This window comes from Vibrio sp. 05-20-BW147, from assembly GCF_013369385.1.
GTDB lineage: Bacteria > Pseudomonadota > Gammaproteobacteria > Enterobacterales > Vibrionaceae > Vibrio > Vibrio floridensis.
Genome location: NZ_SZTO01000011.1, coordinates 125,449 through 150,391 on the forward strand (window position 1 = coordinate 125,449; position 24,943 = coordinate 150,391).

At 44.9% G+C, this 24,943-nt stretch carries 19 protein-coding genes; 14 read left to right on the forward strand and 5 right to left on the reverse strand.

Annotated features, from left to right (window positions below; translation table 11 throughout):
- The first annotated feature begins 37 nt into the window (after positions 1 to 37).
- The 3 genes from FC652_RS12440 (at position 38) to rsmF (ending at position 5,470) form a co-directional block, all read left to right on the forward strand.
- Positions 38 to 1,312, forward strand: a complete 1,275-nt coding sequence (locus FC652_RS12440; RefSeq protein ID WP_176298825.1) for a paraquat-inducible protein A — start codon at positions 38 to 40, stop codon at positions 1,310 to 1,312.
- Complete coding sequence (locus FC652_RS12445; RefSeq protein WP_176298826.1) at positions 1,296 to 3,953, forward strand: MlaD family protein; 2,658 nt, start codon at positions 1,296 to 1,298, stop codon at positions 3,951 to 3,953. Before FC652_RS12440 ends, FC652_RS12445 begins: the two co-directional genes overlap by 17 nt.
- A 98-nt stretch (positions 3,954 to 4,051) precedes the next feature.
- Positions 4,052 to 5,470, forward strand: coding sequence for a 16S rRNA (cytosine(1407)-C(5))-methyltransferase RsmF (gene rsmF / locus FC652_RS12450; RefSeq protein WP_176298827.1), 1,419 nt, complete (start codon positions 4,052 to 4,054; stop codon positions 5,468 to 5,470).
- 298 nt (positions 5,471 to 5,768) lie between these two features.
- Here rsmF and FC652_RS12455 read toward each other — a convergent pair whose 3' ends face one another.
- The gene (locus FC652_RS12455) at positions 5,769 to 6,605 is read right to left on the reverse strand and encodes a S1 RNA-binding domain-containing protein (protein ID WP_176298828.1); all 837 of its coding nucleotides are present in this window, start codon (positions 6,603 to 6,605) and stop codon (positions 5,769 to 5,771) included.
- A gap of 96 nt (positions 6,606 to 6,701) precedes the next feature.
- On the opposite strand from FC652_RS12455, the gene FC652_RS12460 reads away from it, so the two are divergent.
- Positions 6,702 to 8,060: a hypothetical protein gene (locus FC652_RS12460; protein WP_176298829.1), complete on the forward strand. Its 1,359-nt coding sequence runs from the start codon at positions 6,702 to 6,704 to the stop codon at positions 8,058 to 8,060.
- Positions 8,061 to 8,062: 2 nt separating this feature from the next.
- Here the strand turns inward: FC652_RS12460 and FC652_RS12465 are convergent, their stop codons facing one another.
- Entirely contained in the window at positions 8,063 to 8,548 is a 486-nt protein-coding gene (locus tag FC652_RS12465) for a PaaI family thioesterase (RefSeq protein ID WP_176298830.1), read from the reverse strand.
- Positions 8,549 to 8,888: 340 nt separating this feature from the next.
- Here FC652_RS12465 and FC652_RS12470 point away from each other — a divergent pair, with 340 nt between their 5' ends.
- Together FC652_RS12470 and FC652_RS12475 are read left to right on the forward strand one after the other, a co-directional pair.
- On the forward strand, positions 8,889 to 9,941 hold the full coding sequence (locus tag FC652_RS12470; RefSeq protein ID WP_011150248.1) for a 3-deoxy-7-phosphoheptulonate synthase: 1,053 nt from the start codon (positions 8,889 to 8,891) through the stop codon (positions 9,939 to 9,941).
- A gap of 25 nt (positions 9,942 to 9,966) precedes the next feature.
- Positions 9,967 to 10,449: a YajQ family cyclic di-GMP-binding protein gene (locus FC652_RS12475; RefSeq protein ID WP_017422085.1), complete on the forward strand. Its 483-nt coding sequence runs from the start codon at positions 9,967 to 9,969 to the stop codon at positions 10,447 to 10,449.
- Positions 10,450 to 10,667: 218 nt separating this feature from the next.
- Here FC652_RS12475 and FC652_RS12480 read toward each other — a convergent pair whose 3' ends face one another.
- The gene (locus FC652_RS12480) at positions 10,668 to 11,594 is read right to left on the reverse strand and encodes a siroheme synthase (RefSeq protein WP_176298831.1); all 927 of its coding nucleotides are present in this window, start codon (positions 11,592 to 11,594) and stop codon (positions 10,668 to 10,670) included.
- Positions 11,595 to 12,051: 457 nt separating this feature from the next.
- On the opposite strand from FC652_RS12480, the gene FC652_RS12485 reads away from it, so the two are divergent.
- The 6 genes from FC652_RS12485 (at position 12,052) to FC652_RS12510 (ending at position 17,622) form a co-directional block, all read left to right on the forward strand.
- Positions 12,052 to 13,080 carry an amino acid ABC transporter substrate-binding protein gene (locus FC652_RS12485; RefSeq protein ID WP_176298832.1) on the forward strand — a complete coding sequence of 343 codons (1,029 nt, stop codon included), beginning with the start codon at positions 12,052 to 12,054 and terminating at the stop codon, positions 13,078 to 13,080.
- 73 nt (positions 13,081 to 13,153) lie between these two features.
- Positions 13,154 to 14,359 carry an amino acid ABC transporter permease gene (locus FC652_RS12490; RefSeq protein ID WP_176298833.1) on the forward strand — a complete coding sequence of 402 codons (1,206 nt, stop codon included), beginning with the start codon at positions 13,154 to 13,156 and terminating at the stop codon, positions 14,357 to 14,359.
- A 1-nt stretch (position 14,360) separates the two neighbouring features.
- A complete protein-coding gene (locus FC652_RS12495) occupies positions 14,361 to 15,458 on the forward strand; it encodes an amino acid ABC transporter permease (RefSeq protein WP_176298834.1) in 1,098 nt (365 codons plus the stop codon).
- 23 nt (positions 15,459 to 15,481) lie between these two features.
- On the forward strand, positions 15,482 to 16,231 hold the full coding sequence (locus FC652_RS12500) for an amino acid ABC transporter ATP-binding protein (protein ID WP_176298835.1): 750 nt from the start codon (positions 15,482 to 15,484) through the stop codon (positions 16,229 to 16,231).
- A 202-nt stretch (positions 16,232 to 16,433) separates the two neighbouring features.
- The gene (locus FC652_RS12505) at positions 16,434 to 17,102 is read left to right on the forward strand and encodes a Bax inhibitor-1/YccA family protein (protein WP_176298836.1); all 669 of its coding nucleotides are present in this window, start codon (positions 16,434 to 16,436) and stop codon (positions 17,100 to 17,102) included.
- A gap of 190 nt (positions 17,103 to 17,292) precedes the next feature.
- Complete coding sequence (locus FC652_RS12510) at positions 17,293 to 17,622, forward strand: TusE/DsrC/DsvC family sulfur relay protein (protein WP_176298837.1); 330 nt, start codon at positions 17,293 to 17,295, stop codon at positions 17,620 to 17,622.
- A gap of 28 nt (positions 17,623 to 17,650) precedes the next feature.
- On the opposite strand, the gene yccX is transcribed toward FC652_RS12510, so the two are convergent.
- On the reverse strand, positions 17,651 to 17,923 hold the full coding sequence (yccX, locus tag FC652_RS12515; protein ID WP_176298838.1) for an acylphosphatase: 273 nt from the start codon (positions 17,921 to 17,923) through the stop codon (positions 17,651 to 17,653).
- A gap of 88 nt (positions 17,924 to 18,011) precedes the next feature.
- Between yccX and FC652_RS12520 the strand changes: the two genes are divergently transcribed.
- Together FC652_RS12520 and FC652_RS12525 are read left to right on the forward strand one after the other, a co-directional pair.
- A complete protein-coding gene (locus tag FC652_RS12520; RefSeq protein WP_176298839.1) occupies positions 18,012 to 19,415 on the forward strand; it encodes a methyl-accepting chemotaxis protein in 1,404 nt (467 codons plus the stop codon).
- Positions 19,416 to 19,513: 98 nt separating this feature from the next.
- A complete protein-coding gene (locus FC652_RS12525; protein ID WP_176298840.1) occupies positions 19,514 to 20,707 on the forward strand; it encodes a class I SAM-dependent methyltransferase in 1,194 nt (397 codons plus the stop codon).
- 68 nt (positions 20,708 to 20,775) lie between these two features.
- On the opposite strand, the gene FC652_RS12530 is transcribed toward FC652_RS12525, so the two are convergent.
- On the reverse strand, positions 20,776 to 24,861 hold the full coding sequence (locus FC652_RS12530; RefSeq protein WP_369597884.1) for a VCBS domain-containing protein: 4,086 nt from the start codon (positions 24,859 to 24,861) through the stop codon (positions 20,776 to 20,778).
- Positions 24,862 to 24,943: the final 82 nt, after the last annotated feature.

The window sequence follows — 24,943 nt, forward strand, 5'->3', positions numbered from 1 at the left end:
CGATTGAGCGAAGAACACTTATTAACGAGAGGTCGCAATGACCTCTCCTACTCCACAGCCAGCACCCGACCAACACAGCACTCGAATAGAAAATGTACGGCTTTGCCAAGGCTGTGAGCTCCCCGTTGACGTCATCTCTGTCAGAAAAGGACGCAGTGCTTTTTGCCCTCGATGTGGAACCCAGCTCTATCGTGGTGGCAACCCAAGCCTTTCTGGTAACCTCGCCATCGCGATCACCTGTTTGATGCTGTTTATCCCTTCTCACTTTTTTAACTTTATCAGCATTCGACTTTTTGGCGTCATGATCCCTGCAACACTCCCATCCGGTATGTTGACTTTAATGGATGAGGGCTTTGTCGCGCTGTCTTTGCTGATCATGTTCTGTAGCTCGCTCGCTCCCTTGCTGGTTTGCAGCTCAGTGGTATTGGCTCATGTCGCACTCAAATACAAATGGTTTAACGCCTTTAAGCATTCGCTGAATATTGTTCAAAATCTAAAGCACTGGATGATGCTCGATGTCTTCCTCGTCAGCATTGCTATTTCTTGTTTCAAGTTGCAGGACTATTCAGACATTTTTGTTGGCCCTGGTTTGATAGGACTGCTGCTGCTGCAGTTATTCAGCGTGTTACTCATTACTCGCGTCAGTGTCAGACGATATTGGGAGGCGTGGCATGCAGAAAGCCACTATCGACTCGCTGAAAAGCACATTCATTGCCATAGTTGTCATCTGTCACAACCTGAGCAAACCAATTGCGTTCGCTGTAGAAAGCCTCTGCACCACCGAAAGCCCCATTCGCTGCAAAAAACATGGGCCTATCTGATCGCTGCGACTGTCGCTATTTTCCCGGCGAACTTAATTCCGATTTCAATCCTCATCACAAACGGACAGAGACTTGAAGACACCATTTACTCCGGTGTCGCTGCATTAATAAAAAATGGTATGCACGGTATCGCCGCCATTATTTTTATTGCCAGTATTGTTGTGCCTGTCGCCAAGATTTTGGGCCTGACATACATACTGCTTTGCATTCATTTCAAGCGCACGATTTACCACCGTCAGCGGATGACCATTTATTTCTTCGTAAAATGGATTGGCAAATGGTCGGTGATGGACCTGTTTGTCATTTCGATCATGATGACCTTGGTCGACCGAGGTCAAATTCTCGATTTCACACCCGGGTATGGAGCGGTCGCGTTTGGTATGGTGGTTGTGTTAACCATGTTAGCCGCAGAAAGTATCGATCCCCGATTGATCTGGGATAACTACTCAGATGTAAAAAAAGATGAGTCATTGCATGAGCAAACAAAATAGTTCGCAGAGTTCGTATACACCAGATGTCCGCAAGAACAAAGGGATATCCCCCCTTTGGATTTTGCCCATCCTCACGATGTTATTAGCCGGATGGCTAGTCGCCAAAGCGATACACGATGCTGGTGAACGAGTACAAATCTATTTCTCCGATGCTCAAGGTCTGGTCGCGGGACGCACTACTATTCGCTACCAAGGTTTAGAAGTCGGTATGGTACGAGACATCAACTTATCGAAAGATCTATCCAATATCTATGTCGATGCCGATATTTACCCCGAGGCCACTCAATTACTGGGAAAAAACACCCGTTTTTGGTTGGTGAAACCAACGGCAAGCTTATCGGGTATTTCAGGATTAGATGCGCTGGTATCGGGTAACTATATCGCCATTCAACCAGGCGCTGACGACGATGAGGCAGAAAGCGTCTTCTATGCTTTAGACAGTGCTCCGACGGATATTCTCGCTGACAAAGGATTAACCATCACCTTGCGCGCGCGAGACTTGGGTGGCGTCTCGATTGGCTCAAAAATTGTCTATAAAAAAATCCCTATTGGGGAAGTCTACAGTTACCGCCTTGCAGAAAATGGCAAGTCGGTGACAATCTTAGCCCGTATCGACGATGAATATCGGCACATCATCAACCAACAGAGCCGCTTTTGGAATGTCAGTGGCATTGGCGCAAGTATTGGTTTTGAAGGGGTTGATGTTCGCCTTGAGAGTATGAGCGCCCTTTTTAGTGGTGCCATTGCCGTGGATTCACCTGATGACGGTGAACCGGTTGAAAAGAATGCGCAATTTCGCTTATACCGGGACTTAAAGACCGCCGGCCGCGGTATTTCTGTTCAGATCACGTTACCAGATGGGCACAATATCAGCTCCAATGGTGCCCCTATCATGTACCGAGGCATCGAGGTGGGTGAAATCACCAATCTCTCCCTCTCTGACGGAAGAGAAATGATCATTGCTAACGCAGCAATCCAGCCCGCCTTCAGCGACATGCTCACCACAGGCAGTGACTTTGTACTAGAAGAGGCGAAAGTTTCTCTCTCTGGAGTGGAAAACATTAGCAACTTGGTGCGCGGTAACTTTCTCACGTTAGTGCCAGGTGAAGGTGATAAATCTCGTCGATTCACAGCCATTAAAAAAGATGACTACGCGCAACAACAAGCAAAGTCGGTTTCCATTCGTTTGATTTCCGAAAGCTCTTACGGTTTGGATGCTGGTGCAAACCTGCTCTATAAAGGTATTGTGGTCGGATCGATCACTAAAGTAGGACTCATCAGTAAAACATCGGTAGAGAGTAGCAATCACGAAGTTTTTCTTGATGTACTGGTTGATCAACAATACGCACATCTCATTCGCGCAAACAACCGATTCTTTGTAACGGGCAGTGCGACAGCAGAACTCACAGAGTCAGGGCTAAATGTGACCGTTCCTCCAGCGAAACAACTGCTTACCGGCTCAATCAGTTTCATCAGTGAAGGGAAGCCGCAGGCGAATCAAGCCTACCAGTTATTCCAAAGCCGTTCGCTGGCTGAACTGGCAAAATTTAACCAAAGTGGCTCACAAACTCTAACGCTGTTCGCCTCTGAGTTGCCTCCTATTTCCAAAGGTAGCCCTCTTCTTTACCGCAACTTGACGGTGGGCAATGTTTCCGATTTTTCCTTGGCAAACGGTGGTGTAGAGGTTTCAATCAGCATCGAGAATCGTTATAAGCATCTCATCAATGATCAAACGGTTTTTTGGAACCGCTCGGGCGTCGAAGTGGACGCCAGCTTGGCCGGGGTGGCAATCAAAGCCGCTCCGCTTAAAACACTACTACAAGGTGGAATTGCTTTTGACACGGTCGCAGGCATTGAGAACAAAACTGGACAGCATTGGAAACTCTATCCGGACCAAAACCAAGCGCGCAAATTTGGCCGAATCATTACACTCAGAACCGATGGAGGGCAATCCCTCAGCAAGGGAATGGCGATCCAATATCAAGGGGTCAAGGTAGGAGAAATCACGCTAGTGGCGCCTGATTTCAACAAAGGCATCGTAGAGGCATCAGCAAGAATTCTGCCAGAATACGTTGCCAATGTGGCTTTGCAAGGTTCTCATTTTTGGTTAGCGGAACCCAAGATTGGCCTAAATGGGGTAAAAAACATCGACGCCCTAATCAGCAAATACATCCAGGTAGAGCCAGGAAAAGGGAAAGCGGCATTCAGTTTTGAATTAGCCAATAAGCCACCTCATCCAACGGGAACTGTGTTTACACTACAAAGTGAGCATCGTGGCTCGGTCAGTGTTGGAACGCCGATTCTTTATCGCGATATGGAAGTGGGCAGCGTGACCGATGTCCAGCTTGGTAAGTTTGCTGATCGTGTTGTCTTTAGTATCGAGATTCAAAACGAATACGCTTATTTGGTCAGACAAAACAGCCTGTTTTGGAATGTGTCTGGCGTAGACGTTTCAATAGGCCTATCCGGTGCAAACATCAAAGCGGGCTCATTTGATAGCTTGGTTCGAGGTGGCATTGCCTTCGCAACTCCACCGCAAAAACAACTCGAGCCTATCGCGCAGCAAGGCCAAGCATTTTTCCTCTACGACAAAGCCGAGGAAGATTGGAAAAAGTGGCGAACGGCCATTCCTAAACCTTAGTTTGACTCTAAATGCAGCTTTCGGGCTGCATTTTTATTTTTGTCTGCTCGCCAATTCGTTTATCATTCCCCTCCCATATTGGCACCTGGAACCCTACTGTGCATTCAAACGTCTATCTGCCAGAAACCTTTCTGGAAAAAATCAAAACCATCCTACCTAGCGCCCTGAACATGGACGACTTTATCGCCTACTGTCAGCAGCCACTGCGTAAAAGTATCCGCGTCAACACGCTCAAGATCTCCGTTGATGCCTTTCTTACCATCGCGCAAGAGAAAAGTTGGACGCTTCACCCTGTTCCTTGGTGTGAAACCGGTTTTTGGATTGAGGCAGATGAAAGCAAAGTACCGCTTGGCAACACGGCTGAGCACATGTGCGGTTTGTTCTATATTCAAGAAGCCAGCTCAATGATGCCAGTTAGCGCGCTCTTTCTGGGTGAAAACCAATTTGAATCGGTGCTGGATACCGCCGCGGCACCTGGCTCTAAAACCACACAAATAGCAGCATTAATGAACAACCAAGGCATTTTGGTCGCGAACGAGTATGCTGCAAGCCGAGTGAAAGTGCTTCACGCCAACATTGAACGTTGTGGTGTTCGAAATGCAGCATTGAGTAACTTTGATGGCCGTGTGTTTGGTGGTTGGCTACCAGAATCGTTTGATGCTGTGTTGCTTGACGCCCCTTGCTCAGGCGAAGGCACCGTGCGCAAAGACGAAGATGCAATGAAAAACTGGTCCCAAGAATCAGTACTTGAAATTGCGGCGACACAAAAAGATTTGATCGAAAGTGCATTTCAAGCGCTCAAACCGGGTGGTGTCATGGTTTACTCGACCTGCACATTGAGCGAAGAAGAAAACCAGCAAGTTTGTCACCATCTAAAACACACTTTTGGCGATGCCGTGGCGTTTGAAAGTTTGAGCTCGCTCTTCGATGGCGCAGAGAAAGCGCTAACCGAAGAAGGGTTTCTGCATATTTTCCCGCAAGTGTACGACAGTGAAGGTTTCTTCGTCGCGCGTATTCGCAAACTGGCGTCGGTCAACACTCCAGACGTCAACAAGAAAATGGGTAAGTTTCCATTTCAAAAAGCGAGTAAAAAAGAGAGTGCCTTGATTGAGAAATCCCTCTCTGATTCACTTGATATCAGTTTACCCACGGACAGCACCATTTGGTTACGAGACAACGATGTTTGGCTCTTCCCTAATGCTTTAGAACCCATGCTGGGTGAACTGCGCTTCTCTCGTATGGGGATCAAGCTGGCTGAAAAGCACAAGAATGGCTATCGTTGGCAGCATCAGATTGCAACAACATTAGCCAGCGGCGATGAGAAAACCGTTGTGGACATCGACACCGATGCCGCACGCGAATGGTTTATGGGTCGTGATATTTACCCAGACAACAGTGGCAAAGGTGAAGTTTTCGTCCGCTACCAAGGTGCCATTATCGGCTTGGGAAAATGGGTCAGTAACAAAATTAAGAATGGTTTGCCAAGAGAGTTGGTCAAAGATAAGAATTTGTTCTAGTTATAAGACCGCTTCCAAAAACAAATGAGTTCGACGCGTCGAACTAAGCAGCTCTAAAAGCCTGTACTACAATTAAGATTAGTTGAACGTGAAAGTGTTGGAGAGAATCCCCCTCAAGTAACTTTCCCAGACTTTACGGCACAACACAATTTAGCGCAGGCTCTTACGAGCCACTTCCCCTGGGCCCAACGATGGAAGCGATGGGCCTTTTTTTATATTAACGTTACATTTCGCTTATAACTGCCAGTTAACGACAACAACAGGCAATGATTTACTAACGAAGAATGCGATATGGCCACTATTTCACTAAACGAATGCCATCATCTTCAATCGTGATTTTTCCAGTTTTAAACAGACCACCAATCGTCTTTTTATAAGTGCCCTTACTGGTGCGGAATGCTGCAAAAATAGCATCAGGGCTGGATTTGTCATTAAGTGGTAAGAAGCCGCCTTTCTTTTCAAGTAGTTCTAGCACTTTTTCTGACAAATCATCCATCTTCGCGACGCCAACCTTCTGCAACGACAAATCAATTTTTCCATCTTCACGGATGTTCTTAATGAAGCCTTTCAGCTTCTTGCCAATAAACAGCTTGCCAAAAACATCCGATGGAAAAATCATGCCCCAGTGTGAACCATTGACAATCGCTTTGAAGCCCAACTGACTGCGCTCAGCAATGATCAGATCCACTTGCTCGTTGCGGGTGTAGTTCGCCGGTGTTTTATCAAGTAGCTTATTGAATTTGGTGGTGCCGACAATTCGGCCAGAGGCTTTATCGGTGTACACATACACGAGAATCGATTGACCAGCGGTAAAACGGCTGCGTTGCTCACTGTATGGCACCAGTAGATCTTTCTCTTTGATGCCCCAGTTAACAAAAGCACCCGTGCTGTTGACACCCTCAACCTTCATCAAGCCCCATTCGCCCACTTGTGCGATTGGCGTTTCAGTTGTAGCTGCCAATTGATTGTCGGAGTCAAAGTAAATAAAAACATCGATTTGAGCGCCGACGTCACAGCCTTCTGGCACATGTTTGTTTGCCAGTAAAATGCTGCCGTAGTCTTTTCCATCTAGGAATACACCAAAATCTGTGCGTTTAGTTACTTCTAAGTTGTTAATTTGACCAACTTTAATCATTGAATATATCTCACTGCAAATTTGCAGAGATTATACGTTATCTCTGCTATTCTTGCGCAAGTCTCAATACAATTATTTATCAAATAGGGTATTTCGTTGATTTCAGTCGATAAACAAGACTCCATCACCCTCAAGATCAGCCATATTATGGGGGCAAGTAAAAAACTCGATCTCGACTTCTACCTATTCGTACCTGGAGAGCTTGGGCTAACGCCTGAAGTTCTCTCTGAATCTGAGTTTTACTATACCTCTGTGGTGCAAAAGCGTTCTTATTACAGTGACAAAACGCTACTGCCTTTAGTTCACAGCCGATTAGCACAGCGGGGGCGTTTATCCAACACTCAGTATCGTGTTAGCTTGAGTTTGTTTGCCTATCAGTACGTGATCGCACTTGATAAAGCCGTGGCTAAACTGAATGAGCAATCCAGTGACGGCGTCACCGAAGATCAAGTCGATGAAGTGATTGAGATTTCTCTCGATATCCTCAAAAGACTGCGCCGCTCTATCCCGTATGAAGAAATTCTCAAGCGTTATTACGTCAACATCGATAACTATCTTTCTTGGTACACAGAACAAAAATTTCTTGCCTTGGTTGCCCACTTACCACGTGAAGGCGATTACAGCACCATCAAGGATCGCTTAATCACTCTCTGCGAAAAAGAGCAAGCACATCGAAAACTCAATAAGTACAACTCATCCAACGCAGCGGACGATGCAACGCGCATGACCAATAAAATGCGCCTTTTGCGGCGTTTGATTGAACATCCCATTGTTCTTAATGAGAAAAGTGTTTCATTGGGAAACAACATCAAACGGGTGATTAAAGGACTGGCAACCGGTCTTGTGATGGTATTTGTGACCACAACTGTGATTTCTGCGCGAGACTATCTTGGAGAAATTTCCGCATCGTTTATCGTGGCTATGTCGGTGATCTACGCGCTTAGAGAGATCTTTAAAGACGACTTACGTGACATGATGTGGCGTTGGATCCGCAAAGGTAAGCCGAAGTGGCGTCGCAAATACACCGACCCCACGACAGGGAAAGAGGTCGGCCACAAGTTGGAATGGTTAGATTACACCGTCATCAATAAACTGCCGGATCGCATTCAAGCTATTCGGAAACGACGCGTGGTTCAGCGTGAAGAGCAAATTCTTCACTACCACGCCAAAACGGAAATGTCGACGTCTCGCTTTTTGAGTGGCTATGAGCAAACACGCGAAACATTCAACATCAGTTTAAGACCATTTACACGTTTGATGGACAAAGGCAGCAACCGTATCTATCGGCTACAAGATGGGCAAGTCAGTCGCGAATCAGTGGAAAAACGCCATCTCTTTAATCTGATTGTGAAAGAAAACACCCACCAAGGTGAGCCCGTTTACTACCGCTGGAAAATTGTCATGAATCGCTCGAAAATTGTTGCCATCGAGAAAATCGAACAACCTGAAACCTAGCGTTACGCCCTAGGCGTCACTTTTTTAATCGATAGGGTTAAATCAAATTCGGCCATCGGCTCATCCCCATGCAAGGTGGGACAAAGCGCGGTAATTCGAACATCTTGATTAACCCTTTCACCTGTTTGCATGGTTTGAGCCAGCATTTGGTCGATCAAAGGGCCATCATGGCAAACAAAATGCACATCCGCCTCTGGCCTTTTAAGAAATTCCGCCTTAACGCCCTTAAACGCCAAGGAAATTTTCTCTCCTTGATTTTTGGCTTTGCTCATCGCCAAAAAACCACCTGCCACATCCGCACCAACCGCTAATGCGCCGAAGTACATACTATTCAGGTGGTTCTTTGTTCGTTTTCTTAGGGGGATTTTCACTTCGACCATGTTTTCATCAATAGCAATGATTTTGGGGCGACACAACCAGATCAGTGGGACTTTTGAAAACCCAAACATATTGAGATAAAGATTGGCTTTTTGTAGTGACGTAAGCATAGTGGCGTTTCCTTATAACTAGTCTGACCAGTTTCCTGCGCACAGCACCAGTTGTCAAAGAGTTGTTAACAAAAATCATCAGGTCGCTGAGTCGATCACGAATTTATCCCCGCGATTCATCATCAATTCAGTGAAAAATGTTCATTAACTCCCTTTTCATTAAGGCTTTTATTTATTAACAGTTGCTCATACCGTTTCACTTACGCTTATATTCATTTTAATTCACGCTAGCTTTACAGTTTGACACGGAAATAGATCCGTAAGATTCCAGTTAAATGGTTTATTCCTGAGACTAATTCCGTTATCTTTACCGCTTCGTTATAAATACCAAAGCTATCACATGCCACTAAAAACCGATGAATTGAGAACCCAACCTTTGGGTCCAATGCCAACTCCTGCTGAGTTGAGCCAAGCCCATCCGATTACCGACGATGTGGCCGAGCGAATTGCGAAATCTCGCAGACAAATTGAAGATATTTTAACGGGTAAGGACAACCGCCTTTTGGTGATTGTCGGTCCTTGCTCTGTGCACGATACTGAAGCCGCGATTGATTACGCGACGCGTTTGAGCTCGATTCAAGAGCAGTATCGCGATGAGCTGTTCATCGTTATGCGCACCTACTTTGAAAAACCACGCACTGTGGTGGGCTGGAAAGGCCTCATAACCGACCCAAATCTGGATGGCTCGTACGCACTAGAAGCTGGCCTGCATAAAGCACGTAAGCTATTGCTCGACATCAACAAACTTGGCCTTGCTACCGCAACTGAGTTTCTTGACATGATCACCGGTCAATATATTGCTGATTTGATCACTTGGGGCGCGATTGGAGCTCGAACCACTGAATCGCAAATTCACCGTGAAATGGCATCTGCACTCTCCTGCCCGGTTGGCTTTAAAAACGGCACCAACGGCAACGTGAAAATTGCGATTGACGCAATTCGCGCATCAAAAGCTTCGCATTACTTCTACTCTCCAGATAAAAATGGCCGCATGACCGTTTACCGCACCAGTGGTAACCCATATGGACACATTATTCTGCGTGGTGGTGATACCGGCCCTAACTTTGATGCAAAATCGGTTGAGTCTGCCTGTCAATCACTGGCTGAGTTCGATTTGCCACAGCGTTTGATCGTTGATTTCAGTCACGCGAACTGTGAAAAGCAACATCGCAAACAGCTCGATGTCGCGCAAGACATTTGTAACCAGCTAAAAGCAGGCAGCACTTATATCGCAGGCATCATGGCAGAAAGCTTCATTACCGAAGGCAATCAGCCGATGACTGATCTTGATAACTTGACCTACGGCCAATCGATCACTGACCCTTGCCTAAGCTGGGAACACACAGCGCAAATGCTGGATATGCTTGCGACTGCTGTAAAAGAAAGCCGTTAAGATAATAACTATAGGAACTTAAACCATGCCGTCATTTGACATTGTTTCTGAAATCGATACCGTTGAACTACGCAACGCTGTAGACAACTCAAACCGTGAGCTTTCGACTCGTTTTGATTTTCGTAACGTGCAAGCTAGCTTTGAGCTAGTAGAGCAAACGGTAAAAGTCTCTGCTGAAGGTGACTTCCAGTTAAAGCAAATGCGCGATATTTTACGTGGTCACCTTGCTAAACGTGGCGTTGACGCAAACTCTATGGATGCGAAAACGGCTGAGCAGACAGGCAAAAATTGGCATCAAGACATTGTTTTCCTGCAAGGCATTGAAACGCCAATGGCGAAAAAAATCGTTAAGCTGATTAAAGATGCCAAACTGAAAGTACAAGCTTCTATCCAAGGCGACAAAGTTCGCGTAACGGGTAAAAAACGCGACGATTTGCAAGAAGCTATTGCAGCAATTCGTGCCGCAGAACTTGGCCAACCGTTCCAGTTCAATAACTTCCGTGATTAGTGCATCGAACGGAATAAACAAAGCCTCTATCTAATAGAGGCTTTGTTCAATTAATAAGCCAAAAAAGAATGGCTGAACACTGCCAGTGATATGGAATCTTGTTGACTGTTCACCGCCAACAGAGCATCACTTACACACTAAGTGACTCATCAAATCAACTAGGCTTTTTCAACATGTTGAATGCTTCCCAACGCCACCAATAGGCAATCTAAAGAGCCCTATCGCTCAATCACCAAATCACCCTGCTGAAGAAAACTGAACTCATTGCTTCCAGATGGAAACAAGACACAAATCTTAATCGGTTCGTTTTTGGCTTCCTGTAGCTTTTCAGCAAGCTGTGCGGGAGACGTGTAACTGAAACGAACAGCATCTCTTCGCACCATTTCCAAAAACGGTTCAGACAACGCTTTTGGAGCAAGGACCAACTCTGCTTTCTGCATATAGCGCAAGGCCTTAATAGGTAACATTTCAACATCATCACTGCATGCAATCCAAGTGCACTGAACGTTACGTTGTATCGCCCCTTCAAGGGCCGGCAAAAATAGCTTGTCAAGCTGCTGTTTGTCGCTGGCTAACTTTACCTCTGACAAATCAAAAAACGCTTCCCAAAATGTGCGTCGTTCGTCAATGCTCTCAAAACGCTGTTTCACGGCATGACGTTTTGATTCGGCAAAATCAGCCAATAAACTCAGATTCTGTGGCAATATCGCCTCGAGCGACTCACGAATATTGCGAATCAAAACCGGTGAGGCACCACCACTAGATATTGCAATCTGCACTCGACCACGCACTATCATCGATGGAGTAATGAAATCACAATATGGCTTATCATCTACCACATTTACCAACAAGTTACGCTGTTTTGCGTCTCGATAGACTTGATGATTGAGAGAGGGATTATTGGTGGTAGCCCAAACCTGGACATAATGCCCATCCATCAATTCAGAAGAGTAAAAGTTCTTAACCCAGTAGCAAGCACCTTCTTTCACCCATTGCATCAACTCTTCAACCAACGTCGGGGAAACGATCGTTACTTTTGCACCTGCTTTTAACAAAGCCTCAATCTTGCGACTTGCAACTTCCCCTCCACCAACAACAAGTACGGGTTTGTTTTCTAGATCCATGAAAAGAGGAAAATATCGCATTTCGATCCCTGTCTATTGTTTCTCACTACGAGGCTCATCGTAACAGATTTGGTGCATAAATATCATCACAAAGTGGCACAACAAATAATTTTCGTTCAAATTTCAAGCCATTTTTGGTTGATTAATCCAATATCCACAACTCAAGCAAACTGAAAGTCGGCAATACTATTAATATATTTAACAAAAGCTCTCCTGCACCAAAGTATAAACCTGTTGCACTATTTACAATCGGTTAACACTTCGTCATTCTAATTACTGTTGGGTTTGTGATTACTCTCAAAAATCTTTTTAAATTATACATTTGAGAAATCCACAATCCTTTCCTACGCTTATAAATAATTGATTTTTGGATAGCCGTTTTTAGCCAAAATCAATCAGTTAGGATACGCACACAACTTTTGAGCACGTTGTATCAGGTTTTACCTGGTCTAACATGGATCATACAGGAAGGATACAAATGGCAAATAAATTAACAATTTTGGCTTCATTGGTAGCGGCTTCTACTGCTATGTTGTCATCAAATGCATTCGCTGCAGAAACCACTCTAGACAAAGTGATGAAACAGGGCTTTGTTACCTGCGGTGTCAGTACTGGTTTACCTGGTTTTTCTAACCCTAACTCCAAAGGAGAATGGGAAGGGATTGACGTAGAATACTGCCAAGCGATTGCAGCTGCAGTGTTAGGCGACAAAACCAAAGTTAAGTTTGTTCCACTTACTGCAAAAGAGCGTTTTACCGCTCTACAATCAGGCGAAATTGACGTTCTATCTCGCAACACCACATGGACTCTACAACGCGACGCTGCTCTTGGTCTTAATTTCGTAGGCGTAAACTATTACGATGGCCAAGGCTTCATGGTGAAAAAAGATCTTGGCATCAAGAGCGCGAAAGAGCTCGATGGTGCTTCAGTGTGTGTGCAATCTGGTACCACAACCGAACTTAACCTTGCAGACTACTTCCGCAACACAGGTATGAGCTACAAGCCTGTTGTGTTTGATACGGCAGCACAAACCTCAAAAGGTTTTGATGCTGGTCGTTGTGACGTGCTTACAACTGACCAATCGGGCCTTTATGCGCTTCGTCTAAACCTTGAAAAGCCTGATTCAGCCGTCGTTCTTCCGGAAATTATTTCAAAAGAGCCTCTTGGACCTGTTGTTCGCCAAGGTGACGATCAGTGGTTCAACATCGCTAAGTGGACACTCAATGCGATGATCAACGCAGAAGAGTACGGTATCACCTCTAAAAACGCGGAAGAAATGCTTAAGTCCGACGATCCAAACATCAAACGCATCCTAGGTATCGATGGCCCTAAAGGTAAAGGTCTAGGCATTCGTGACGATTGGGGTTACCAAGTCGTGAAGCAAGTAGGCAACTATGGGGAAAGCTTTGAGCGAACTGTTGGTACGGGCTCTCCACTGCAAATTTCACGTGGTGTGAATGCACTGTGGAATGCTGGTGGCTTCATGTACGCGCCACCGATCCGTTAATCACTTCCTACTATTAAATGGGCGGACAAGTGCCGCCCTTTTTTCTAGATAATGGATTAGAGGTTATTGTTGTATGAACCCTGATAAAAACATCTCGTCAAGTGCTCCCGCTAAGCCGGCAGCGGTAGGCAATCTGATTTACAACCCCACTTTTCGTTCGGCCGTTTTCCAAGTTATTGCTATTTTGGCGTTGGTCTTCTTCTTCTACACCATCATTAACAACGCACTTACTAACTTGAGTTCTCGAGGCATTGCAACCGGTTTTGACTTTCTGTCTCAAGAGGCTGGATTTGGTATCGGTTTAACCTTGATTGAGTACAATGAAACCTACTCTTATGGTCGTACTTTTATCATCGGCTTACTGAACACCGCGTTAGTCTCCTTTTTAGGTATTATTCTTGCCACATTTCTTGGCTTTGTCATTGGCATTGCTCGCTTATCCTCAAACTGGTTGGTGAGCCGTTTCGCAGCGGTCTATATCGAAATTTTCCGCAACGTTCCCTTGCTACTGCAGATATTCTTTTGGTATTTCGCAGTACTTCAAGCTCTTCCCTCTCCGAGACAAAGTATCAGTTTGGGTGAAGCGGTATTTTTGAACGTGCGTGGATTGTTCTTGCCTAAACCCATTTTCGAATCAGGTAGTGCATTTATTTTTGCTGCCTTGTTCGCTGGGATGATCGCCACCTTAGTGATTGGTGTCTGGGCTAAAAATAAGCAGAAGTTGACCGGTCAACAAACACCGATGGGACGTATTGCGCTCGCACTCATTGTAGGTTTACCTGCCGTCGTCTATTTTATTTCCGGTATGCCGATATCGACAGAATACCCACAACTCAAAGGTTTTAATTATCAAGGTGGTATTAGCATCATTCCAGAGCTAGCGGCACTGCTGCTTGCGCTGAGTATTTATACCGCAGCCTTCATTGCTGAGATTGTTCGCTCTGGCATTAACGCAGTGAATCATGGCCAAACCGAGGCCGCAATGTCTTTAGGCTTGCCACGTTCCCGCACGCTCAAGTTGATTATTATTCCCCAGGCACTACGGATCATTATTCCTCCACTCACCAGCCAATACTTGAATCTGACAAAGAACTCATCGCTAGCGATGGCGATTGGTTATCCAGATTTGGTGTCCGTATTTGCCGGAACAACGCTCAACCAAACAGGACAAGCCATTGAGATCATTGCGATGACGATGGGTGTGTACTTGACGTTGAGCTTGACCACTTCCGCATTGATGAATATTTACAATAAAAAAGTCGCTTTGGTGGAGAGATAAAATGAAAGTACATCAATTTCAGCCAAATCTTCCACCGCCAGCCAACACCGTGGGTGTTTTGAGTTGGATGAGGAAGAATTTGTTTAACAGCCCAGTAAATTCAGTCCTAACCATCATACTTGCTTACTTTGCAATAAGTGCATTCTGGTACATCTTGGATTGGGCGTTTTTGAAAGCAGATTGGATTGGCACCACCCGCGATGCATGCAGTCGTGAAGGTGCTTGCTGGGTGTTCATTAGTGTGCGTTGGGAGCAGTTCATGTATGGGTTTTACCCACAAGAAGAACTGTGGCGCCCTCGCCTGTTCTACATTACGCTGGCGATTTTCACTGTGCTACTCGCCTATGAGAAAACACCAAAACGAATGTGGATTTGGTTGTTCTTTGTCAACATCTATCCTTTTATAGTGGCTGGATTACTCTATGGCGGCGTATTCGGTTTAGAAGTAGTGGAAACCCACAAGTGGGGCGGTTTACTCGTTACTTTAATCATTGCGCTAGTGGGGATAGTCGTTTCACTTCCAATTGGTGTTGCCCTCGCTTTGGGTCGTCGCTCTGATATGCCCATTATTAGAAGCTTGTGTACCGTGTATATCGAGGTATGGCGTGGTGTGCCGTTGATTACAGTGCTTTTCATGGCTTCAGTTATGCTGCCACTCTTCTTGTCCGAAGGGTCAGAAACGGATAAGTTGATTCGAGCCTTGATTGGCGTGGTGATGTTCAGTGCAGCCTACATGGCAGAAGTAGTGCGTGGCGGCCTGCAAGCGATACCAAAGGGCCAATACGAGGCAGCAGACGCTTTAGGGCTCACGTATTGGAAAAAAATGGGCTTAATTATTCTGCCGCAAGCGCTGAAAATTACCATTCCGTCCATCGTAAACACCTTTATTGGCCTCTTTAAAGACACCAGCCTTGTACTGATCATCGGTATGTTCGATGTGTTGGGCATTGGTCAAGCAGCAAACACCGATCCTGAGTGGCTTGGTTTTGCTACAGAAAGTTATGTATTTGTCGCGTTAGTGTTCTGGATATTTTGTTTTGGCATGTCGAGATACTCGATATGGCTAGAAAATAAACTACACACCGGTCACAAACGATAATTCAGAAAACTCAAGGACGTATTATGACGCAACAACAAGATTACATGATCCAACTGAAGGATATGAATAAGTGGTACGGTGAGTTTCACGTACTAAAAAACATCAACTTGAATGTGAAGAAAGGCGAAAAAATTGTAATTTGTGGACCATCAGGTTCAGGCAAGTCAACCATGATTCGCTGCATCAATCGCTTAGAAGAACATCAAGCTGGCCAGATCATCGTTTCTGGTAATGAACTGACCGAAGACCTAAAAAACATCGAAGCAGTGAGACGAGAAGTTGGTATGTGTTTCCAACATTTTAACCTCTTCCCTCACCTAACGGTTTTGGAAAACTGCACACTAGCGCCGATTTGGGTGAAGAAAATGCCAAAGGAGGAAGCTGAAGCCATCGCAATGAAATATCTCGAACGTGTAAAAATCCCAGAGCAAGCGGACAAATACCCAGGCCAGCTTTCTGGTGGACAACAGCAACGCGTTGCCATTGCTCGTTCATTGTGTATGAGCCCTAAAGTGATGTTGTTTGACGAACCGACATCTGCACTTGATCCAGAAATGGTACGTGAGGTGTTGGATGTTATGGTTGAACTGGCAGAAGAAGGCATGACCATGTTGTGTGTAACCCACGAAATGGGCTTTGCAAAAGAAGTTGCCGATCGGGTGATTTTCATGGATGCCGGGGAGATCATTGAAGAAAACAATCCGAAAGAGTTTTTTGAGAATCCTCAATCGGACCGTACACAAAACTTCCTTGCACAAATTTTGCACCACTAATGCGAACCACCTAGTAAAAGAGGCGTTTTATCCGCCTCTTTTTTCGTTTTAAGTGGAAATAAAGTGTTACAAACTGGATTGTGCATAACTCATTATTTCTACTATCATTTTGGCTAGGTAAAAATAAACTCAGGCTTGATTTTTGGAACTATCGGCCTCATATATAGACATATAAATTAAACATACCTTCAAGAGGAAGATTATGAACAGTCCTATGTTTACTCGCACATCGAGTATGGAAAGTACTCTTCAAACCAATAAGGTTTTGAAAAACACGTACTTTCTGCTCTCTATGACCCTTGTGACCAGCGCTATCGCCGCGGTTGCAACTATGGCTATAGGTATTTCTCCGATGATGGCACTTGTGATGCAAGTCGCTGCAATCGGCATTCTGTTTTTTGCTCTACCACGTAGCATTAACTCATCAATGGGCATTGTTTGGACATTCGTCTTCACAACATTAATGGGTGGGGCTCTTGGTCCAATGCTGACTTACTACGCTTCAATCCCAAGCGGCCCTACTATTATTGCTCAAGCTTTGGGTTTAACAGGCATGGTATTCCTAGGGCTTTCGGCATACACCATCACCAGCAAAAAAGATTTCTCTTTTATGCGTAACTTCTTGATGGCAGGCCTCATCATTGTCATCGTTGCAGCTATCATCAACATCTTTGTTGGCTCAACGCTTGGTCAGCTTGTTATCAGCAGTGTATCTGCATTGGTTTTCTCTGGATTCATCCTATTTGATACTAGCCGTATCGTTCGTGGAGAAGAAACCAACTACGTAAGTGCAACGATTTCAATGTACCTAAATATCTTGAACTTGTTCACAAGCCTACTAACCATTTTAGGTATCATGAGAGACGATTAATCGTTTTACATAAACGCGAATCAAGAGCCCGAAGCATTGCTTCGGGCTTTTTCTATTTATGTTTGCCAAGAAAAATCCCGATTTGCACGCTTTTTCTTCGCTCAACATAACTATGAGAATCTTTTGTTGAGAAGCACCTTACCGGTACGCTACCCTATACACATCACCAGTAACATGATGGATACAACGTATGTTCGTCTATAACGGCAAAGAAATTCAAACCGATGCTCAAGGTTACCTACTAGACCACACGCAGTGGGAAGAAGGAATGATTGCGATACTTGCCGCCCAAGAAGGCATTGAACTAACAGATGCGCATCTAGAAGTGGTTCACTTCGTGCGTAACTTTTACCAAGAGTTTAATACATCGCCAGCGGTGAGAATGCTAGTGAAAGCGATGGAAAAATCACACGGGCCAGACAAAGGCAACAGCAAGTATCTTTTTAAGCTTTTTAAAGAAGGGCCAGCAAAACAGGCGACCAAACTTGCAGGTTTACCAAAACCGGCAAAGTGCCTCTAACTCCCTATTCTTATCCTGTAGCGCTCAGCTACAGGATTTCAAACCCTTGAAATTCACGACAGGTAATTTCTTCTCTTTTAAGCTCATCGACGCGAGCCGTTTTGGGGCCGTGTTTTAACCACTGAGCAAACTCTTCTATCTTCTCCGGTTCACCACAGGCGATAACTTCGACATCTCCGTTATTCAAATTCTTCGCATAACCGACTAAATTGAACTTTAAACCCTGATGAGAGGTGTGATAGCGGAACCCAACGCCTTGAACTATGCCAGAGACCACAAATTTTTCGCATCTTATTGTCATCCGTATACCTCTCCGTTTTTTTGAGTGATATATTTATTAAGTCTATTCACCCCACAAAGGACCGTGGGTTACTACGAGTATAATAATTATGAAAGAAATCCCTTTTCGTTGGATTGATAAATATCTCATCCATTTAAAAATTCAAGAAAAGTTCTACTTGCTTTTCCTTCTCCCACTAGTAGCACTGCTCATTCTTACCCTAGTTTTGGATAATGCAGCGGATGCCATGCTCAATCATTTGTATCAAGATGAACTTGTACTGATGAAGAATTTGATTGAAGCTGGTAACTTATCTCGCTCACAGGCCATGGATATCTTAGCCTCTTCCGACGTTATTTCAATTGGTAGTGGCATCGGTTCCGTTTCTGTTCTTAATGGCGCTTTTAGTATCGTTGCTACTCACGAACAAGACCTTTGGGCTGCCCTTTCAACTGCTCATTGGACCATTATCTGCGTCTCATTGTTCATCGTCGCATTAGCGGTTTACTACATTATGACGTTCATTGGTGGCGCAATGTTTACCATGAACAAAGCACTAAACACGCTAGCAAGCGGAGACTTAACGGCTCGAATGAACTTTTTCCAAGTTCGTGATGAGTTTAGCACCATCGCGATCACTATCGACAAAGTCGCCGAAAGAGAGCAAAAGATGGTGTTGTCGATACAAGAGTCGGTTGCGCTCATGCAACAAATCAGCTCCGATCTTAATCAATCCATCTCCAATAGTTCGGAGATTTCCAATACTCAACAAGAACATTTGAACTCATTAGCCAGTGCAACGGAACAGATGGCATCAACCATCAGAGAGGTCGCGAATCTTGCCCATGACTCAAGCGCGCAAACAGACGATGCGCGCAGTGTTGCTCAATCTGGTCAGGTTAAAGTTTCAAATACTCTAAACTCGATTTCACAACTTTCTACTGAAATTCAGTCGGCATCTAAAGCGGTTGAGGAACTCGATGCCAATGCAGCGCAAATTGATGAAGTCGTCACCACCATCAACGGTATTTCTGGGCAAACCAACCTACTGGCGCTTAACGCAGCGATCGAAGCAGCACGTGCTGGTGAACAAGGACGCGGATTTGCAGTAGTAGCCGATGAAGTTCGTGCGCTTGCCGGACGAACGCAACAAGCGACCGTCGAAATTCAAGCCATGATTGAGTCATTACAGCGTAATAGCCAATCACTGACTAAGTTGATGGAAGTCACAGTCAACAACGCGAACCAAGGGCAGACCTTGATGTCAGAAGTCAATCATGAAATTGCCTCACTGGCAGATAAGAACCAAACCATTTCAGACAGCAGCACTCAGATTGCCACTGCTGCGGAAGAGCAAGGTGTGGTTGCCGACAATATCGCTGCCAGTGTAGAAGAGATTCGCATGCAATCAAATAATGTGTGCGAATTAATCAATATGACTTCGCGCAATGTAGAGCAATTACGCAGTCAAAGTGATGCAATGGAAAGCTTGCTCACGGGATTGAAGGCATAACTTCATTAAGGCCGCGCATGCGGCCTTTTTTGTCATTTGCTTTTCTAGGCTGATTCTTAGAAAATACCCCACTTTCATTTTTGCTTAAGAGAATTTCAATGTCTGCTGCCATCTATCTAGTCAAAGGTCGTGATAAGTCTGTTGTAAGACGCCATCCTTGGATCTTTTCTCGCGGGATCGATAAAGTCGAAGGTAATCCGCTATTGGGAGAAACCGTTGATGTGTTTGGCCACGATGGTAAATGGTTGGCAAAAGCGGCCTACTCTCCTGAATCGCAAATTCGTTCTCGTGTGTGGAGCTTCGAAAAGCAAGAGATCAACAAAGCGTTTTTTGTCAAACGCATCCAAGACGCTCAACTACTACGTGAGGATGTGATTGAGCGTGATGGCTTGACAGGCTACCGCCTTATTGCAGCAGAATCAGACGGCATGCCTGGTGTAACCATTGACCGTTACCAAAATTTCTTCGTCTGCCAACTGCTCAGTGCTGGCGCCGAATATCAAAAACAAAACATTGTTGACGCATTAGTTGAAGTTTTCCCTGACTGTAATGTGTACGAACGTTCCGACGTTTCTGTGCGCAAAAAAGAAGGCCTTAAAGAAACGACCGGTGTGCTGTATGGTGAAATGCCACCCAAATCCGTTGTGATCGAAGAAAATGGCGTCAAAATTAGTGTTGATATCGTTGGTGGACACAAAACCGGTTTCTACCTCGATCAGCGTGATAGTCGCCAACAAGCGATGAAATACGTTAAAGATAAAGAAGTTCTCAACTGCTTCTCATACACAGGTGGTTTTGGCCTTTATGCTCTAAAAGGCGGCGCCAAACGCGTGATTAACGCCGATGTCTCTCAGCCAGCACTAGACACGGCAAAGTTTAATGCAGAGCTCAATGAATTCGATATTTCCAAAAAACGCGCCGTTTTCCTAAACGCAGATGTCTTTAAGCTTCTGCGCGAGTATCGCGATCAGGGTACTAAGTTTGATGTAGTGATCATGGATCCACCAAAGTTTGCCGAAAGCAAAGCCCAGCTCAATGGTGCATGTCGCGGATATAAAGACATCAACATGCTCGCAATGCAAATCCTCAACCCGGGCGGCACACTGCTGACTTACTCATGCTCTGGGTTAATGGACCAAGTACTATTTCAAAAAATAATCGCTGATGCGGCGGTTGATGCCGGCCGAAGCGTTAAGTTTGTAGAGCGTTTCGAGCAGGCGGCCGATCACCCAACCGATACGGCTTACCCAGAAGGTTTCTACCTCAAAGGCTTTGCATGTAAGGTGCTGTAGTTTCACTCATGTAACCTTTTGAATAATAAGCAAAGATTAAAAAAGGGCCTTTCGGCCCTTTTTGTTTACTAGTTGTCATGAATCTTTAGTAAGTCGTTCAAAATCGCATTCATGTTGGTGATCGATCCTTCAGTGATATAAGACTGATATTGAGATACACCATTCTCAATAACCACTGTCTGATTGCTCGAGCCATCAGATATCGTCAGTTCTAGATGACCACCGTTGATAGCTAGGCCTATTTCGTTACGCTCCAGCAATGAATCGATAGAGTCATCCAGATCCGTATGAAGCAGATCGGAAAGGTCTATCTTATCTTGTCCTGCAGTAAAGTCGGTAATAGTGTCTCGCTCACCATCACGCGGACCTGTACCGTCATCTATGAACTTGAAGATGTCCATACCTTCACCACCAGTTAAGATATCATCACCAAGCCCTCCGATGAGGATGTCATTGTCATTACCACCAGTCAGTGTGTCATTACCAGCACCACCGTATAGGTTATCTTCGCCTACACCGCCATCCAGCCTATCATTGCCACCTTGACCAAATAGAATATCGTTACCTTCTCCTCCAAAGAGGTGATCATCCGCATCTCGACTAGAAGAAGAATCAAACTCGCGAATATGGCTTGTAATATAATCATGTATAGTCTTAGCATCTATATTAGCTACACCCATATTGAGTTTTTCAGCTACATATTCTTGGAGTGTTAGCTTTGTCATTCCATCGGCTGCGAATAGTACAGGCTCATCACCGAATAAAATGTCGTCACCACTCAATGTGGAAATTGTATCTGCCCCCGGAAGAGTTTCTATTAGCTCACCAGCAATAGCCTCAGCTAGTTCATCTACTTTGATGTTGTGGTCAACTACTTTGTCTGTATCAAAAACCTTCAAGATCTCTGCATTGACATCGTCGCCAATACCAATAGCTTGAACAGCCGATAAACCAGCCAAAACGTTAAACATATGAACTGCCTGAACTAGTTGAGATTCATCGGCATCATAGTAGTCCTTATACTTCAGCTTACCGTGTTTATCTGACTCTAACGTACCTAGTAATACTCGCTGGCCACTCTGGTCTAAGTAAGGGGAATAAACATCGGCATGTCCGTGATGATACTCAACCACCACTACACCGTTAAGACTAATAGGCCCCGAATTCCAGAGCTGAGATAGACTAAAGTTATCACCCAAAACATCCTGTAAAGACAGTACTTCTCCTGTAGATTTATCTGCATACATCCAGAACTGGTCAAACTCGTCATCGCCAAGATCATCGCTGCTTGCTCTATTAGGCATTCCATCAGTTATAAAGAACGAATGGTTTGTGGCACCATTTTTTGGTAGCATCGCGAACCAATCGATTGCAGAATCGAAACCCGATTCATAGTTGGTCAATCCCGTATCATTATCAATAATCTTGGTAAGAGCAGCCTCAAACTGACCTTTAGGATTATTCGAACTCAAATCAATACTAATGACATGTGATGCCTTTGTTGCAAACTCTGTTAGTAGGATGTTTACGGTACCTGCATTGTCACCGCTAGCACTATCTACTAGCTTATTGAATGCCTCTTGAAGCTCAGGTTTAGCCTTGGTGATATCACCAGCCATACTACCAGAGGTGTCGAAGATAAACGCAATATTGTAATCTTGTCCGGGTACGACCTGAAAACCAGACGTATCACCAATTACGATATCATTCTCTGCTGATGTTTCGATGCTATCAGAGCCGCTCTCTCCCGTTGTAACCTCGTATCCACGAATTGATACCGGGATTGAGCTCGTGCCATCAGCACTATCTACAATCGCACCGTTTACAACTTCATTGGACGTTGCTGTAACTGTAATTGGAAAGTCTAAGCTGCCTACATAATCACTAGGCACGCGCAGTTCGACATTCACATTTCCGCTATCACCTACAACCACGATCGGCAAGGTGTATACCCCATTTGACGGTAGATATTCTTGACCATCGACGAGAACAGTTACTCCATCAGGTATGCCAGAAAGGGTAATTGTATCTGCCAGAGCTTCACTTCCATCCGTATCGGTCAGTTTGGCATTAATAGTTATGGTGAACTCGGTATACACAGTTTCCTCTTTAACCAAATTACCATTTGAATCCATGATATAAACGCCATCGGTAAAGACAAATCTTTCTATACTGTATAAATCGTCACCTGAGCCAGACCATCCAAATGAAGTATCACGAGCTTTCGTGTCTACAACATTAACTTTTTCTTGGTCAGTTCCGACATTCAATGGAATAATTGTGTATTCAGAACGCTTTCCAGAGTAAATAACCGTATCTAGACCCGCTTCACCTAGTTTTGAATGATAAGATCCACCATAAATTGAATCATCTCCATTAGAGCTATACGCTACATCGTCGCCAAGTTCACCTACGATCTGATCAGCACCACCTTTTACATCGAAAAAGTCGTTGAAATTAGTCCCGATGTGTAATCTTCCTAAGTCATCGCCAGGAATTACCTCCCCTGAACCGTTTGCGCCATCAATAAGCTTTTGAACATATTTGCTATAGTCAAAGCTATGATCAATTTTTTCAACGCCTTGCCCAATTGCTATTGATACCTTGGGCATATTAGCGTCAGGTGTTACATCTATAACAACAGCGTACTCTTTACTGATGCTAACGCCATCAGAAACTCTAAAATCAAACTTCGCATAATCCGATTCTTTATTACCGACAACAGCGCCATCCTGAGAAGAGTTATTGGTACTTGATTCACGAGTATCTGGTTTAAACATTAACTTGCCAGCTTCAATGTCTTCATAGTTAACGGAAGTACCAGCCACAATAGCAGTACCATTTAGAGTCAATGAACCATCAAGTGGTAATGAGTCAATAATGACAGACAATGCTGATGGAAGAGTATCAACATCGGTCACACCAAAATCAGACCACTTAAAGACATAGCTTTGATCTTCGTTGGTAACAATATGGCCGTCTTGGGCAACCGGCGTACGATCTCCGTTAGAGTTGTTGACAATTACTGTTGCTTCATTACTCAGCACTCTTTCACTATCAATCGTCTGATACTTAAAGGTTTCATTTTTTGGAGACGATTCAACATATCTGAGCTCCCAGTTACCATCACCTTTAGTCGAAAACGTTAATTGAGTAATAGTCAAATCACCTGGTGCAGTAAGGACCAGTTTTTGGAACAACCCGTCATCACCGAACTTATCACCTGGTTTGCGAATTTCAAATTGTTCAGTTTTCCCGTCACTGTAAGTAACAGTGATTAATGCAGCACCAGGATCATGATCTTCGAACAAACCGCCCAACCCGTCTAAACCGATCTCAATTTCGTATGCAGGTTCAGAAGAGAAATTGATTGAAATATGTTCACCTGATTCAATTCCGTAACCATCGTTGTCACCAATACCATGACCGACATGGCTAGCATTATTTTGGTACTGCGTTAATGGACCTGAATCACTGGAGATGGTTATCACACCACCATTCGCCAACTTAACTTCACGCACTTTACCTTCAGCATCTATCTGGTTACCCCAATTGAGGAAACCACCGTCTTTTAGTGAGTGATCAGGCTCGCTTTTAGAGCCAAGCAAGAAGCCAAGGCCATCAGTAGGCTGATATGAAATACGATCAGCTTCAAACGGCGTTTTGGAAACATCTGCTTGAGTAATCGCCCGAGAGACACCATTAAGATCCGTATATATCAAGATACCCGCTTCTGGTAGATCGGTGATAATCACCTTCAGATCCGCGTTGCCGCCGTTAGCAGCATCATCTTCTTCATCAGAAATCTTATCCCCGCCATCACCGCCAGGGTTGTTAAAGTTAATCAACACACCGTGGTCAGACAAAGGTTTGATCATAAAGTCTTGGGCTACTGGAGCTTCATTGGCGCCCACGATGGTGATGACCACTTTGTGGCTGTCGCTGCCGTCGGCGCTGGTCACGGTCAGCTCGCGCGTTAAGGTCTCACCCGCTTTGAGCGACTGCACGTCTGGGTGCGCGTTGTTTAAGGTGTAGCTCCAGTTGCCGTTCGCATCGATGCTGAAGCGGCCGTAGTTGCCATCTTCCACGTTGCTTTGCACTTGGAACACCGCTTCGCCCTTGTCGGCGTCGATGATGTCAAGCTTGCCGCTCACGCTTTGGACTGTGTCGACCTTGTCGTCGCTGTCGCCATCTTCGGTGACGGTGCCACGGTCGGTGTCGCCTTGCTCTGTGCCC

Bases quoted from the DNA above. Each gene is read 5' to 3' on its own strand.
- FC652_RS12495 (WP_176298834.1), top strand. From the start codon at position 14,361: ATGAAAGTACATCAATTTCAGCCAAATCTTCCACCGCCAGCCAACACC.
- FC652_RS12475 (WP_017422085.1), top strand. From the start codon at position 9,967: ATGCCGTCATTTGACATTGTTTCTGAAATCGATACCGTTGAACTACGC.
- FC652_RS12490 (WP_176298833.1), top strand. From the start codon at position 13,154: ATGAACCCTGATAAAAACATCTCGTCAAGTGCTCCCGCTAAGCCGGCA.
- FC652_RS12510 (WP_176298837.1), top strand. From the start codon at position 17,293: ATGTTCGTCTATAACGGCAAAGAAATTCAAACCGATGCTCAAGGTTAC.
- FC652_RS12520 (WP_176298839.1), top strand. From the start codon at position 18,012: ATGAAAGAAATCCCTTTTCGTTGGATTGATAAATATCTCATCCATTTA.
- FC652_RS12440 (WP_176298825.1), top strand. From the start codon at position 38: ATGACCTCTCCTACTCCACAGCCAGCACCCGACCAACACAGCACTCGA.
- FC652_RS12480 (WP_176298831.1), bottom strand. From the start codon at position 11,594: ATGCGATATTTTCCTCTTTTCATGGATCTAGAAAACAAACCCGTACTT.
- FC652_RS12470 (WP_011150248.1), top strand. From the start codon at position 8,889: ATGCCACTAAAAACCGATGAATTGAGAACCCAACCTTTGGGTCCAATG.
- FC652_RS12465 (WP_176298830.1), bottom strand. From the start codon at position 8,548: ATGCTTACGTCACTACAAAAAGCCAATCTTTATCTCAATATGTTTGGG.
- yccX (WP_176298838.1), bottom strand. From the start codon at position 17,923: ATGACAATAAGATGCGAAAAATTTGTGGTCTCTGGCATAGTTCAAGGC.
- FC652_RS12445 (WP_176298826.1), top strand. From the start codon at position 1,296: ATGAGCAAACAAAATAGTTCGCAGAGTTCGTATACACCAGATGTCCGC.
- FC652_RS12455 (WP_176298828.1), bottom strand. From the start codon at position 6,605: ATGATTAAAGTTGGTCAAATTAACAACTTAGAAGTAACTAAACGCACA.
- FC652_RS12485 (WP_176298832.1), top strand. From the start codon at position 12,052: ATGGCAAATAAATTAACAATTTTGGCTTCATTGGTAGCGGCTTCTACT.
- FC652_RS12525 (WP_176298840.1), top strand. From the start codon at position 19,514: ATGTCTGCTGCCATCTATCTAGTCAAAGGTCGTGATAAGTCTGTTGTA.
- FC652_RS12500 (WP_176298835.1), top strand. From the start codon at position 15,482: ATGACGCAACAACAAGATTACATGATCCAACTGAAGGATATGAATAAG.
- FC652_RS12505 (WP_176298836.1), top strand. From the start codon at position 16,434: ATGAACAGTCCTATGTTTACTCGCACATCGAGTATGGAAAGTACTCTT.